Raw genomic sequence first — 13,555 nt, forward strand, 5'->3', positions numbered from 1 at the left:
ATACAAAAATACTACTTATATTTACAATCAGTATTGCTTTTAACTCCGCTAATGAAGAAAAAATTTATATTGCCGCTGCTTCTGTTCGTGCAAATCATCATCATAAACATTCTCTCTTTTTTCCCTGAATTTGTTGAGCGTTATTACAGTAATGGACTTTTCCCTTATCTGAGTAAAGGCGAAAGAATTTTATTCGGCCTGTTTGGTTTTTCAATTGGAGATATTATTTATGGAGTCGTTATTATTTTAGCAGTACGATGGTTATGGAAAACCCGAAAAACATGGAGAACCGCATACAAAAACAATATCCTTAAAATACTTAGTGCTTTCTCGATATTTTACTTTTTATTCCATCTGTTATGGGCAATGAATTACCACCGTGTTCCGCTTCATGAAAAAATGGGCATAGAAAAAAAATATACTCCCGAAGAACTGGTAGCCTTTACAGAAAGGATAATTGCAAAAACAAACAAGCTACATCGTGAGATAGAAAAAAACGACAGTCTTAAAGTTGTTGTTCATTATACTGTAAACCAGATTTATGACCTTTCTGTAAATGGTTATAAAGAAATGGAAGCCCGGTTCCCTTATTTTGCTTTTCAGCATGAAAGTATAAAATCATCACTTATTAGTGTACCATTATCATATATGGGCTTTGGCGGTTACCTAAACCCGTTTACCAACGAAGCACAGGTAAACAGCAAACTTCCCCTATATGGATTTCCCGCAACAGCATGCCATGAAATGTCGCACCAGATAGGCTATGCCAGCGAAAGTGAGGCTAATTTTATTGGCTACATGGCATCTATACACAACAAAGACCTGTATTTTAAATATGCCGGCTATACAATGGCACTTAAATACTGCCTTAGAAATATTAATAAAATAGACGAAAAGAAAGCCAAAAGCCTTGCCGGTTTAATTTTGCCCGGAATTAAAGCTAACTTTAAAGAAAGTGAAGCCTTCAATAAAAAATACGAATCTTTCGTTGAAACTATTTTCGAATATTTTTACGATAATTACCTTAAGCTCAACAAGCAGGAAGATGGTTTAGAAACCTACAGTAAGTTTGTAGGACTGCTTGTGAATTATTATAAAGATAAAGATTTGTAAATGCGCTGTAACATTTTACATGTTTTATATACTTATGCATTATGAGTTCAAAACTTGAAACGTCTTTTGTGCAGCAACTTCAGGAAAATCAAAACCTGATACACAAGATATGCAGGCTCTACACCAATAGTGAAGATGCCCACAAAGACCTGTTTCAGGAAATTACCATACAGCTATGGAAAGCCTATCCGCAGTTTAGGGGCGATTCTAAATTTACTACATGGGCTTATAGGGTTGGACTTAATACTGCTATTACCCTGTACCGAAAGAAGACAAAATCTATCAACACTATTGAGTTTGATAGTAAACTGCATAAAATAGATCAGGACGAATATAATTATGAAGAAGAAGAGCATATAAAATTGCTTTACCAGGCAGTACAGCAGCTTAACGACATTGAAAAAGCACTGGTATTTATGTACCTGGAAGACAAAGATTACACTGAGATAGCCGAAACCCTGGGTATAAGCGAGGTTAACGCCCGCGTAAAAATGAACAGGATAAAAGGCAAACTAAAAACGATATTAAATCCGTAAAAGGACACATGGAAGAGTTAGATCTATTAAAAAAGGACTGGAAGAAGAACGAAAACAAATTCCCCAGAGTATCTGAGCAGGAAATTTATGCTATGCTCCATAAAAACTCCACATCGGTAGTTAAATGGATATTCCTGATAAGCATTATAGAATTTGCCTTTTTTCTGGCACTCACACTGCTGCTTAACGACAACAGCAATACCACCAAGATGGAGGGATATCTGAGTGATTACGTGATAACCGGCATAACAGTTATTGACTATGGCATTATGGTATATTTCTTTTGCCTATTTTATATTAATTACAAAAAAATCACAACTACAGACAGGGTTAAAAACCTTATGTCCAGCATTATTAAAACCCGAAAAACAGTATCTAATTATATATTTGTAAAAATATCGTTTATAGTTATACTGCTTACTACCATGTTTATTATTTATTTTAATAATGAACCGGAAATGCTTAATACCCGCCACATTGCCGAAGAAAAAGGAAAAGAAGCAATGCTTTACCTCGTGTATTTTGCTGCGGTTGCTATAAGTATTGCCGTATTTGCGTTAGTAGTATGGTTATTTTACAGGCTTATTTACGGTCTGTTGCTTAAACGCCTCAGGAAAAACTACAACGAGCTTAAAAAGATCGATTTTTAGTTATGAAAAAGACACTTATTATACTATTGGGGTTATGCTGTTTTTTTGCCAACGCACAAAAACTGGACAATGCCCTGCTTTGGAAAATTTCGGGCAACGGACTTAAAAAACCTTCTTACTTGTTTGGCACAATACACATTACCTGTGATGCTACGCTTGATAAAAATGTTCTAAATGCACTTGATGCTACAGATCAGTTATATCTTGAACTGGACATGGACGACCCTAATATGCAGGCCGAGATGATGAGTGGAATTATGATGAAAGACGGGGTAACAATGTCATCATTACTCAGCGCTGAAGATTTTAAAATGGTAGATGAATTTGTAACAGCAAATACAGGTATGCCGCTTAGCCTTATGAACAAGTTTAAACCATTTTTGGTAACGGCAATGCTGTATCCTAAAATGCTTAACTGTCCTCCACAGTCGTTAGAAGAATCGCTTATGGCAGAAACCAAAAAACAAAATGAAGAGGTTTACGGCCTGGAAACTTTTCAGGAACAATTTGATGTTTTTGATGCCATACCCTATAAAGACCAGATGCAGGATCTTGTAAATTCTGCCAAAGACAACATGGCATCAGATAAAGAGGAATTTTTAAAGATGCTTGACATGTATAATGCTAAAGATCTGAATAAGCTTTATGAGCTTATAAATGAATCTGAAAGCAAAACAACATCGCATAATGATGTATTACTAGTGAACAGAAACAAAAACTGGATACCAAAAATTGAAAAAACAGCAAAAGAGAAACCTACTTTTTTTGGTGTTGGCGCTGGCCATCTTGCCGGAGAAAATGGTGTAATACTACTGTTACGTAAAAAAGGATATATAGTAGAAGCGGTTAAATAAAAAAGAGGGCAGTTTAAAAACTGCCCTCTTTTTAATAATTCCATTGCCTTTGTTTGTTCAGCTCTTCCTGGTCTTCTATAATTTCCGGTGGTATTACTTTTAAGAATGACGGATGCTGTTCTATAGCATACTCAATTTTTTCAACTATCTGTTCTACCGTTTCATTTTCGTAGTCTATTTCCAACGGTTCTTTTATAATAAAAGACTGCAGTATACCTTTTTTCTTTAGGCGTAGTCCTTTTTTATCAAATGAACGCCTAAAGCCATCAATAACAATAGGCACTACTATAGGCTTATGTTGTTTTATAATATGCGCCGTTCCTTTACGAATAGGCTTAAACGGTTTTGTTGTTCCCTGCGGAAAAGTAATAACCCAGCCATCTTCAAGCGCAATTCTTATATTCTCGGTATCATTCGGATTAACCTCACGCTGCACCTCTTTGCCTTTAGCCCTCCAGGTACGTTCTACAGTAATAGCTCCGGCATAAGCAAGAATTCTTGGCAGCAGGCCTTCCTTCATTGTTTCCTTAGCGGCAACGTAATAAATATTAAGTTTTGGGTGCCATATATAACCTACATTCTTAATACTGTCTTCTCTTCCTTTTAGGCTTGCGTTAAACACATGAAACATGGCAACAACATCGGCAAAATAAGTCTGGTGATTTGATATAAAAAGTACATTCTTATCCGGCAATGCCCTGATAATTTCAGAACCATCTATCTGCAATTCATTAAATCCACGATAGCGCCTGTGCGTAAGTATCCCAAAAACCCTGATAAGCCATTTTTTAAGGAATAGTATATGTCCGAAAGGATTTCTTTTAAATAAACCCATAATTAATTACAAAAGTAAACCGCAAACTTACAAAAACCACGCCATTATAGAATGCTTTTTATAGTTTCTTTAAGCTCGCTCAGTATCATAGCGGTAGCCCCCCATACTATATGATCATCTACTTTAAAGGCCGGAACTATAATTTTTTGAGAATAAGAGGTCTGCATTTCGGTTTCAATTACTATAGAATCATCCAGAAAAACATCAAGAGGTAATTCTATAAGCGCTTCCACTTCATCAGGACTTGGTTTAAACGCAGGCTCCTTTAAAGCAACTCCCAAAAAAGGTGCTACTAAAAAATTACTGGGCGGAATGTAAATTTGGGTAAAAGGCATTACAACGTCAATGTCCTGAGGCTCTACCCCTACTTCTTCATAGGTTTCCCTAAGTGCGGTAGCAGTAAGGTTCACATCATCCAATTCAGCTTTACCTCCGGGAAAAGATATTTGTGAAGAATGCACACCCGGATAACTGTTCCTTTTAATAAGAATGATATTGGTCTGCTCATTTTTAGGATAAAAAAGCATCATTACTGCTGATTGCCTTGGGTTATTGTCTTTATAATAGTCCGGTTCAAGAGAAGGAAGCCTTGAGGCAGGAGCCATTTTTACATGGGCGGAAAGTGCAGGAAGCTGTTGATTTACTATCTTTGGTATGTATTTTAAAAAATCAGAAAAAAGCATTTTTAACAGAGGTCTTATTTAATACCCCTAAAGATACTTTAAAGCACTACAAAAAACAATACTATGTTTAGCAAAGCTGAAGCTCAAATTATAAAAAAAGAATTCTGGACTGCATTTGCAGAAGCTTATCCCCGAAAATGGCTTTTGTATGACACTAAAATTAAAGATGTTTCATTTAAATTTTATGTTGACAACAAAAAAGCACAGGTTATGCTTGACATAGAGCCTAAAGATGAAGAGAAACGCACCATCTATTTTGAAAAAATAGAATCGCTTAAAAATATTCTGCATGAAGATTTTTTAACTGATGCCGTACTCGAAAAAAATTTCTACCTTGAAACAGGAAAAGCCATTAGCCGCATTTGGGTAGAGAAAACCGGAATAAGCCTTTATAATAAAGCATCCTGGAATGAAATCTTTGATTTCTTTAACGAAAAAATGGATGCCTTTGAGCGCTTTTTTTATGAATATGAAGATTATATTCGTGACCTTGAAATTAATACCTAATATATGTATGAAGAACTAAAATACTGGTATTTAAGAGATCATAAGCTTTTCAGGACGTTAAGCTTCAGCCAGATTAAACAGTTATGCATTGTTACCGGTTTTAAACACGCCAGAAAAGGTGAAATACTTTATTTCTCTAATTCAGAGCTTCCACGTATTTTTCTTCTCAAAAAGGGAAATATAAAAATTGTTGAACTTGACGACGATGGTAATGAAACTATTAAGGAAATAATACAAAAGGGAGATCTGTTTGGGGAGCTTACACTTGAAACAGAATCGCCTGTAAACGAATATGCAAAAGCACTGACAGACGAAGTAGCGATTTGCAGTTTTCTTATGTCAGATTTTGAAGATCTTATGTTCAGGCATCCCGGTCTGGCATTATCATACACGAAATTTGTAGGCATGAAAATGAAGCGCATAAGGAATAATTATACAAACCTTATATCTAAAGATGCCAAAACCCGCCTGCACGAGTTTCTTAAAGACTGGGCAGCACGCGAAGGTAACCAACAGCAGGAAGGTATAGTGCTTGAAAATTACCTTACTCAAAATGATATTGCCCAGATAATATGCACTTCCAGGCAAACTACTACACAACTACTTAATGACCTTGAACATAGAGGCCTGTTACAATACAATCGAAAGGAAATTATTATACCTGATATTTCAAAATTGTAATATTTACAACTATTTTATAGTAAATGTAAAGTAGCCGACAAAACCATTTTTGCTGTCATGGTAATTTTACACTATTAAATTAACTGTAAAAACTTATTACCATGAAAACACGTATAATTTTACTGATATTCTCGATGATGATATCAGTAGCCGGCATTGCCCAAAATGAAAGTACAAGAAAAGAGCAGTATAATCTTGAAAAAGGAATTGCGCTTCAGGGATACGATCCCGTAGCCTACTTTAAAAATTCAAAGGCAATAAAAGGCAATAAAAACTTTGCTGCAACTTATGAGGGTGTTACCTACTATTTTTCAAGCAAAGCCAATAAGGATGCTTTTGTAAAAATGCCCGCAGCTTATGAACCTCAGTATGGAGGATGGTGTGCCTATGCTATGGGCAGTGCCGGGGAAAAAGTATCTATTGATCCTGAAACTTTTAAAATTGTAGATGGAAAACTTTATGTTTTTTACAATAAGTTTTTCAATAATACATTAACAAGCTGGAATAAGGATGAGCAGAAGCTGAAAAAACAGGCCGATGCTAACTGGAAAAAAATAATTAAATAATGAAACGCCTATTATTTTGGCTGCTAAGGATAATTCCGGCAGCCATACTTTTCCAGACACTTTTTTTTAAGTTTACGGCAGCACCGGAGTCAGTTTATATTTTCTCAACTCTGGGTTTAGGAGATGCAGGGAGGATTAGTTCAGGAATTGCAGAGCTTATAGCGGTAATACTCTTACTAATACCACGTACAAGCCACTGGGGAGCTTTTATAGCAATGAGCACAATGGCAGGGGCAATACTGTCACATATCTTTGTTTTAGGCATTTCAGTACAGGGAGATGGAGGATTATTATTCGTTCTGGCAGTAGTAACATTTATATGCTGTAATATTATTATATCTCAAAACATAAACAAATTTTATAATTTATTAAAAACCAGATAGCCATGCTTCAGTTTACCATAAATAAAAATCTTGATGAACTTATAAATTTACTGGAACAGCTTGATGCAAAAAGCTATCAGCAACCTATAACTTCTTTAAGCAATGCAACTATAGGCGGCCATACCAGACATATTATAGAAATGTATTTATGCCTCATAGAAGGCTATAAAAATGGTATCGTAAATTATGATAAACGTAAACGCGATAAAACTATAGAACTTAATAAAGAATCAGCTATTAAAAAGCTTAGGGATATAAAAACTAAAATAGCCGAAAATGACAAGAATATACTTCTTCAAAATACTTTTAATGGTCTGCCTGTAATTACAAAAAGCAGTTACCAGAGAGAGCTTCTATATAATCTTGAACATAGTATACATCATCAGGCATTAATTAAAGTTGCGTTGCTGGAAATACAATACGATCTGGTAGATGAAGATTTCGGAGTAGCCCAATCAACAATAGAATACAGAAAAAAATGTGTACAGTAACTTACGTAAAAAACGAAAACATTACCATACTAACGTCTAACAGAGATGAAGCAATAAGTCGTCCTGCTGCATTATATCCGCAGACCTATGTAGTTAATGGTAAAAAAATAATTTTCCCGAAAGATACAAAGGCCAACGGAACGTGGTTTGCAGTTTCGGAAGAAGGAAGTGTTGCAATAGTACTGAATGGTGCCGATAAAAAACATGTTTCTAAAGGTCCCTACAGGCGAAGCAGAGGTTTAATATTATTAGATATTCTGAGTGCCGCTAATCCTGTTGAAGCTAAAGAAACAATAGATTTAGATAATATAGAGCCTTTTACACTGATACTTTATACCGGTTCAGTACTTTATCAGTTTAGATGGGATGGCAATAAAAAAGAAACTGTAGAATTAGATCCTGAAGCCAACCACATATGGGCATCGGCTACACTTTATTCTGAAGAAGTAAGGGCAAAACGTAATGAGCTTTTTAAAGACTACCTTACAATCCACGAGACACCAACTCCGGAAGAAATGCTGTTTTTTCATGAGTTTACTGAAGGTAATGACAAGGAGAATGGCCTGGTTATAAACCGTAATGATTTTTTAAAAACAGTAAGTATAACTCAATGCGTAATTGAAAATAACCGGGTATATATTAACTATAACGACCTGATTTCACATAACATCAATAAAGAAAGCATTCTTATTTTATGAGATCTCTTTTACATAAAATAGTAAACTGGGAATATTGGCCTTTTCAGGTTCTTTATATCCCCATATATTTTCAATGGTTATATTATTCATTCAGATCGAAAAGCCTCTTCTTTTTCAATGCAGTAAACCCAAGCATGAAAAATGGCGGTTTCTTTATGGAGTCCAAAATGGATATTTATGACTTAATACCTCAAAAATATTATCCTAAAACAGTATTAATAGATCATACTGCCGAACTTGAAAAAGTTAAGCTGTTAATGACGGAAAAAGAAATTGGTTTCCCTGCTTTTGTAAAACCCGATATTGGCCTTCGAGGCAATGCAGTAAAAAAAATATACAATTATAATGAGCTTGCCAATTATTTACATAAAGCCGACTTTGATTTTCTAATACAGGAAAGTATAAACCTTCCTAATGAAATAGGTGTTTTTTACATTAGATTTCCTGAGGAACAAAAAGGAACAGTTACAGGTATTGTAGAAAAAGAACTGCTTTCGGTAACCGGAGACGGAACATCTACAATTCTGCAATTGCTGGATAAGAATCCGAGATTCAGAATGCAGATAAAAGCATTAAAAAAAGAATATGGGCAAAAACTCAATAATACATTGCAAAAAGATGAAGTAATGAATCTTGTACCTTATGGCAATCATGCACGTGGGGCAAAATTTATAGATTCGAGCCATCTTATTTCGCCTGAACTTGAAAAAGTGATTGATACTATGTGTATGCAGATTCAGGGCTTTCATTTTGGACGTATAGACCTTATGTATAACTCTATAGCCGAACTGGAAAAAGGAGAAAATTTTATGATCGTTGAAGTTAATGGTGCATCAAGCGAGCCAACCCATATATACGATCCTTCTCACTCCTTACTTTTTGCCTGGAAAGAACTGGCAAGGCATATTAGTTACCTGCATAAAATAAGCAGGGCCAATCATGAAAAAGGCAATCCATACCTGGATTTCGCAACTGGCATGTCGCAATGGAAGCTACAACGTGAACATAATAAGAGAATAACAAGCTTTTAATGAAAAGTATAGCAATAGCATTTTTAACGGGATTAGGTATAAGTTTTATAGGATCTGTACCTGTTGGCTATCTAAATATTATTGCTTTTGATGTTTATAGCATGAGAGGTATAGTTAAACTATGTTATTTTCTTTTGGGTATTATAACTGTAGAGTGCCTTATTATTTATTTTATATTTAAGTTCGCTGAAAAAATAAATTCAAGTATAAGGCTTACAAAAAGTTTAGAAATTGCCTCTTTGCTTTTTCTGATAATTCTGACCGTTTTTAGTTTTTTTACCAAAAATGAAACTACTACTACTGCGGCTATACCTTATCTCACAGAAAATATTTTTTTTAGTGGTATTTTGCTTAACTCTGTTAATTTTCTTCAGTTCCCTTTCTGGAGCGGATGGAGTATATATGCAGTTAACAATAAGATTATAGAAAAGCATAACTATACCAAAGGAATGTTTATCTGGGGTGCAGGCATTGGTACAATGGCAGGTATGCTTGCCTTCGTACTGCTCTTATCCCGTTTTTCGGTTTACTTTACCGGAATAATAAATTACATAATTGCCTGTGTATTTTTATTGCTTACTTTATTTCAGGCTTTTAAATTTTATAGAAAATATGCTATTGTTACAAAATAAAAATCCCTTTTTGTCAAAAGGGATTTTTGGTTAACTAATTCAAATTAACGAAGCATAGAGAAATGTCCTCTTAACTGCCTGCCATCTTCTCTTGTAACTACAAACCAATAATCTGTAGAAGGTAAATTAGTACCATTAAATGTACCATCCCATCCTGCACTATTAGAACCAAAAGAAGTAAGATGTTTGCCGTAACGGTCAAAAATATCAACCTTCATGTGCGGTTCTTTTACAGCATATTCTATACGCCAGTAATCATGCTGGCCATCACCGTTAGGTGTAAAGAAATTAGGATAGGTTAAAAGCACTACTTCTTTAATGTCTTCACCACAACCATAGGCATCTTTAACATAAACCTGATAAACTCCTGTTTCAAGTCCTGTAAAAATATTTTCGGTTTGATAGTTCATTCCGTCAATAGAATATTCATAATCACCGGAACCTTCCACATGTACAGTAATAGAGTTATTATCTCTTGTCCAGTCATTAGTATCAATCTTAACAATTTCAGGAGTAACCGATAATTTAATTTCAACACTATTCTCTCCCTCACAAACTCTGTCTGCACCATATGCCTTTTCAACAGTTACAGTATAAATTCCTGGAGTATCTACATAAATAGTTCTGCCCGTCTGTCCATCAGACCATACATAGTTCTGATAGCCTCCTTCTGCTGTAATTGCAACTTTTCCCTCATTACAAATTGTACCTATAGTGGTAATAGTCGGCACTGGTTTTTCACCAACAAATAATTTAAACGAAGTAGTACCATAACAAAGCCCTATTTCATTGTGCACTAACCGTGCATAAATAGTTTTGCCGTTTGTATCAGCCTGATAATATTCCGGCAAAGGATTAACATTATTATCTGCATCTTCCTGTGAAGCATGATAAGTAATAGTATATGATCCACTGTTTAATGGACCTAATATAGAAGGATTCTGATCTGTTAAATGAAACTCAAAGTTTCCAGCTTCACCCGGTTCGGCACAAAAAATCATATCTCCTGGCTGTGTTGCATCAGCAATAGATGGCAGCTCCTGAACATTAAAGCCTTTTACATCGATATTTCCACAGTTATCTTCTATTTCAAAAAGATATTCTGCCGCTTCCAGATTGGTAAAAATATTACTGGTACCATTATCAACTATAAATGGCTCACCATTTTTTTGCTTAATTCTATACACAACAGGATAGCCAATAATTTCTAATATTACATCAGTAGGTTTACCCGCGCAGGCAAGAGTATAGGCTGCAGATATGGCAAGGCTGTCAGTATAAGTAAATTCTCCAAGTACATTTACACATATCGTTTTTTCCGATGTACCATCACCAAAGCTTTCAAATACCTTAACAACCCTCATTTTACCTTTATACTCAAAATTATTTCGTAATTGATGGTTATTCAATTCTATACCTGTATAGGTATCCGGAGCATTTCCTTCAACATAAGGCTGGCTATAAATAGGATTTATCCAGCAATGCATCTCTTCGCTATAATATTGCAGCCAATAGCGGGCACCATCCATGCCATTACTGTTATCATCAACATTTACCGAAAAAGATCCACAATTAGGTATAAAAGAAAAAGCGTCACCCGGACCGTTATAACCTTCAACTATAACCTCCTGATCTTTTACAACGCCACAAATGTCTGTTGCCCTAAAAGTATATGTGCCCGGTGGCAGTTCATCAATATAACACATTCCATTTGCTGCAATTTTTGAGCTTACATCATAAGGCAGGGACTGATTAAATGCCATTGGTGCTGCTATAATAGAAACGGCAGTTAAAGGGCCGTTTCCGCTATTAACTCTTACTGTACCGTATTGAGCTGTACAGGATGGTAATGCAAGTATCTCAAAAAGTTTTTCTACATAAGGCGGAACAACTATTCTCACTTCATAAGAAAATCCACAGTCATCGGTAAACTCTATTAAATATTCACCCAATGGCATATTATTAAGAGCTATTTTTCCATCAAGTGTAATATTAAGTGCAATATTACTGGGTAATGAAACTGTATATGTCGATGGCGCTTCAATTATACTGGCTGATACAACTTTAGAATCCGGCAAAGCTATCCTTATATACCCGAATTCAGAAAAACAACCATTATTTAAAGCGTACTTAGATGGCTCGGGTTTTATAAATTCAACTTTTAAGGTATCTATTGCCTTTCTGCCACAAAGATCTGTTATTTCTACTACATAATCTCCAAAAGGAACTGTATGCTCTTCATCGCCATAATCAACAGAAGACTGGGTAAAAGGACCGTAAGGAGTGCTATTATAGTCTGATGCAATAAAACCATCGGGACTACTTATAAAATTTACTTTATAAGGAGCTACATATTTAGAAGCATTTAGCCTTATGAATTTTTCTGCACAAGGTGCTTTAACAGGGGTTAAAGACAAATCAATATTAGGATCAACAATATTATTTCTTTTCTCAAAAATCTGCGTGCATTTATCTACAACCTTAATATCATAGGTATAGGATTGCGAGAAGTAACGAGGAACTGTCATAGCCACTTCTAACATTCCGGGATCACCGGTAGAAAACGTCTGATTTATAACAATTGGATCTCCGCTTATACTAAGGGGAGAAAGAGTACTTTGCACACTTAAAGGATAGGCAATAGTACCAGAAGTAGCAGTAATAGTATTCATTACAGTAATTGAATCACATATAATAGATACTGTTTCAGGATATGTAGTATCAGAAATTGCTAATACACTTGCATAAACAGTTAATGTATAGGTTTTAACTTTCCCAACGCCACAGGTATCAAAAGCCCTAATATTATAGGTGCCGGATGGAAGATCTTCAAATACATTTGATGATTGTAATGGCCTTGTTACCGGACCATAAATAATTTCATAAGAAGCAGCTATACCTGAAGTTGCTGTTACTATTATATCACCTCCGCTGGTACAATGCTGAATAGATGTTGAAATATCAATGTTAAAAGGGACTACCTTATTTAATATCGTAACTGTTTTTTCCTTCTTATTAACCTGATCATCTAAAGATTGTATAGCCTCTACTTTATATGTAGCTGCTGATAAACTTCCTAAAGAATTATCGGTAAGAATTGTTATAGGGTTTGTAACATCCGGCAAGACGTAAACCTTATAAAGAATTGTAGAATTTGGCGTTTGATTTGTAACAGTAAATGTAAGTGAACCGTTGCCAAGGCAGGTTTCATCTGTTTTTGTTAATATCAAATTAAAATCGGCCAATTGACTATATACTGTAGAAGAAAACAATATATATATTAGAAGCATGTAAAATTGTTTCATAGTATCCCCTCTTTAAACATTTAACCTCACTCCTTACTTAATTATTACAGAAGTCAGATATCCTTATCATTCCGCAATAATAAAAAATAAAAAAACATAAAACACTGATAAACAATAGAGTAAAAATGCAGTTCACCGATTATATATGTATTATTTATATTTTAAATAAATAAATAATACATAAAAACCTAATTATCAATTAATTAACCCCCCATTAATCTAATTGTTAAATAGTAAATAAATATGTTAAAGTTTAATTATACATAAAAATTTAATTTAAATATAGTACTATTTATATTAATAATTAGATTTTTTTATTAAAATTTAAGGAATAATTAAAAAAATATTATTCAGGACAATGGGAAAAATACAGCATTTTCTTTCATTTTATTTTTAAAAAATCTATATTTTAAAAAATTATGAATATAACTTATTGATTTTTAATCTCATGTGGTTAAGGAATAACATATTATCAGATAACAGAAAATTTTTAATGAAGATTAAACAAAACAAAAAACCCTTCATCGTAATGATGAAGGGTTTTCAAAAGAAAGGCGATGACATACTCTCCCACAAATTGCAGTACCATC

At 34.5% G+C, this 13,555-nt stretch carries 15 protein-coding genes; 12 read left to right on the top strand and 3 right to left on the bottom strand.

Going from position 1 to position 13,555, the window contains the following annotated elements; translation table 11 throughout:
* The first annotated feature begins 51 nt into the window (after window positions 1–51).
* From NHE85_RS00990 to NHE85_RS01005, 4 genes are read left to right on the top strand one after another with little or no spacing between them, the layout of a single operon-like run.
* Window positions 52–1,113: a DUF3810 domain-containing protein gene (locus NHE85_RS00990; protein ID WP_252808849.1), complete on the top strand. Its 1,062-nt coding sequence runs from the start codon at window positions 52–54 to the stop codon at window positions 1,111–1,113.
* Window positions 1,114–1,154: 41 nt separating this feature from the next.
* Window positions 1,155–1,649, top strand: coding sequence for an RNA polymerase sigma factor (locus tag NHE85_RS00995; RefSeq protein ID WP_252808850.1), 495 nt, complete (start codon window positions 1,155–1,157; stop codon window positions 1,647–1,649).
* 8 nt (window positions 1,650–1,657) lie between these two features.
* On the top strand, window positions 1,658–2,299 hold the full coding sequence (locus tag NHE85_RS01000; protein ID WP_252808851.1) for a hypothetical protein: 642 nt from the start codon (window positions 1,658–1,660) through the stop codon (window positions 2,297–2,299).
* Between the two features lie 2 nt (window positions 2,300–2,301).
* Window positions 2,302–3,153 (top strand): TraB/GumN family protein, encoded by an 852-nt coding sequence (locus NHE85_RS01005; protein WP_252808852.1) that lies wholly within the window; start codon window positions 2,302–2,304, stop codon window positions 3,151–3,153.
* A 31-nt stretch (window positions 3,154–3,184) separates the two neighbouring features.
* Here NHE85_RS01005 and NHE85_RS01010 read toward each other — a convergent pair whose 3' ends face one another.
* Both NHE85_RS01010 and NHE85_RS01015 read right to left on the bottom strand, forming a co-directional pair.
* Entirely contained in the window at window positions 3,185–3,988 is an 804-nt protein-coding gene (locus NHE85_RS01010) for a 1-acyl-sn-glycerol-3-phosphate acyltransferase (protein WP_252808853.1), read from the bottom strand.
* A gap of 44 nt (window positions 3,989–4,032) precedes the next feature.
* Complete coding sequence (locus NHE85_RS01015) at window positions 4,033–4,671, bottom strand: CoA pyrophosphatase (RefSeq protein WP_252808854.1); 639 nt, start codon at window positions 4,669–4,671, stop codon at window positions 4,033–4,035.
* Window positions 4,672–4,734: 63 nt separating this feature from the next.
* Here NHE85_RS01015 and NHE85_RS01020 point away from each other — a divergent pair, with 63 nt between their 5' ends.
* The 8 genes from NHE85_RS01020 to NHE85_RS01055 all read left to right on the top strand — a co-directional run bounded on the left by NHE85_RS01020 (window position 4,735) and on the right by NHE85_RS01055 (window position 9,660).
* Window positions 4,735–5,178 (top strand): DUF4268 domain-containing protein, encoded by a 444-nt coding sequence (locus NHE85_RS01020; protein ID WP_252808855.1) that lies wholly within the window; start codon window positions 4,735–4,737, stop codon window positions 5,176–5,178.
* Between the two features lie 3 nt (window positions 5,179–5,181).
* Window positions 5,182–5,859: a Crp/Fnr family transcriptional regulator gene (locus NHE85_RS01025; protein ID WP_252808857.1), complete on the top strand. Its 678-nt coding sequence runs from the start codon at window positions 5,182–5,184 to the stop codon at window positions 5,857–5,859.
* A gap of 101 nt (window positions 5,860–5,960) precedes the next feature.
* Window positions 5,961–6,425, top strand: coding sequence for a YHS domain-containing (seleno)protein (locus NHE85_RS01030; RefSeq protein WP_252808858.1), 465 nt, complete (start codon window positions 5,961–5,963; stop codon window positions 6,423–6,425).
* Window positions 6,425–6,808 (top strand): DoxX family protein, encoded by a 384-nt coding sequence (locus NHE85_RS01035; protein WP_252808860.1) that lies wholly within the window; start codon window positions 6,425–6,427, stop codon window positions 6,806–6,808. The genes NHE85_RS01030 and NHE85_RS01035 overlap by 1 nt, the downstream gene beginning before the upstream one ends.
* A 2-nt stretch (window positions 6,809–6,810) precedes the next feature.
* Window positions 6,811–7,299, top strand: a complete 489-nt coding sequence (locus tag NHE85_RS01040) for a DinB family protein (protein ID WP_252808862.1) — start codon at window positions 6,811–6,813, stop codon at window positions 7,297–7,299.
* Window positions 7,287–7,997 carry an NRDE family protein gene (locus tag NHE85_RS01045; RefSeq protein WP_252808864.1) on the top strand — a complete coding sequence of 237 codons (711 nt, stop codon included), beginning with the start codon at window positions 7,287–7,289 and terminating at the stop codon, window positions 7,995–7,997. The genes NHE85_RS01040 and NHE85_RS01045 overlap by 13 nt, the downstream gene beginning before the upstream one ends.
* Window positions 7,994–9,028, top strand: a complete 1,035-nt coding sequence (locus NHE85_RS01050) for a D-alanine--D-alanine ligase (protein WP_252808866.1) — start codon at window positions 7,994–7,996, stop codon at window positions 9,026–9,028. Before NHE85_RS01045 ends, NHE85_RS01050 begins: the two co-directional genes overlap by 4 nt.
* Complete coding sequence (locus NHE85_RS01055) at window positions 9,028–9,660, top strand: hypothetical protein (protein WP_252808867.1); 633 nt, start codon at window positions 9,028–9,030, stop codon at window positions 9,658–9,660. The genes NHE85_RS01050 and NHE85_RS01055 overlap by 1 nt, the downstream gene beginning before the upstream one ends.
* 44 nt (window positions 9,661–9,704) lie before the next feature.
* Here the strand turns inward: NHE85_RS01055 and NHE85_RS01060 are convergent, their stop codons facing one another.
* On the bottom strand, window positions 9,705–12,965 hold the full coding sequence (locus tag NHE85_RS01060; RefSeq protein ID WP_252808869.1) for a T9SS type B sorting domain-containing protein: 3,261 nt from the start codon (window positions 12,963–12,965) through the stop codon (window positions 9,705–9,707).
* Window positions 12,966–13,555 lie beyond the last annotated feature (590 nt).

The organism is Flavobacterium sp. NRK1 (assembly GCF_024054175.1).
Classification (GTDB): Bacteria; Bacteroidota; Bacteroidia; order Flavobacteriales; family Flavobacteriaceae; genus Flavobacterium.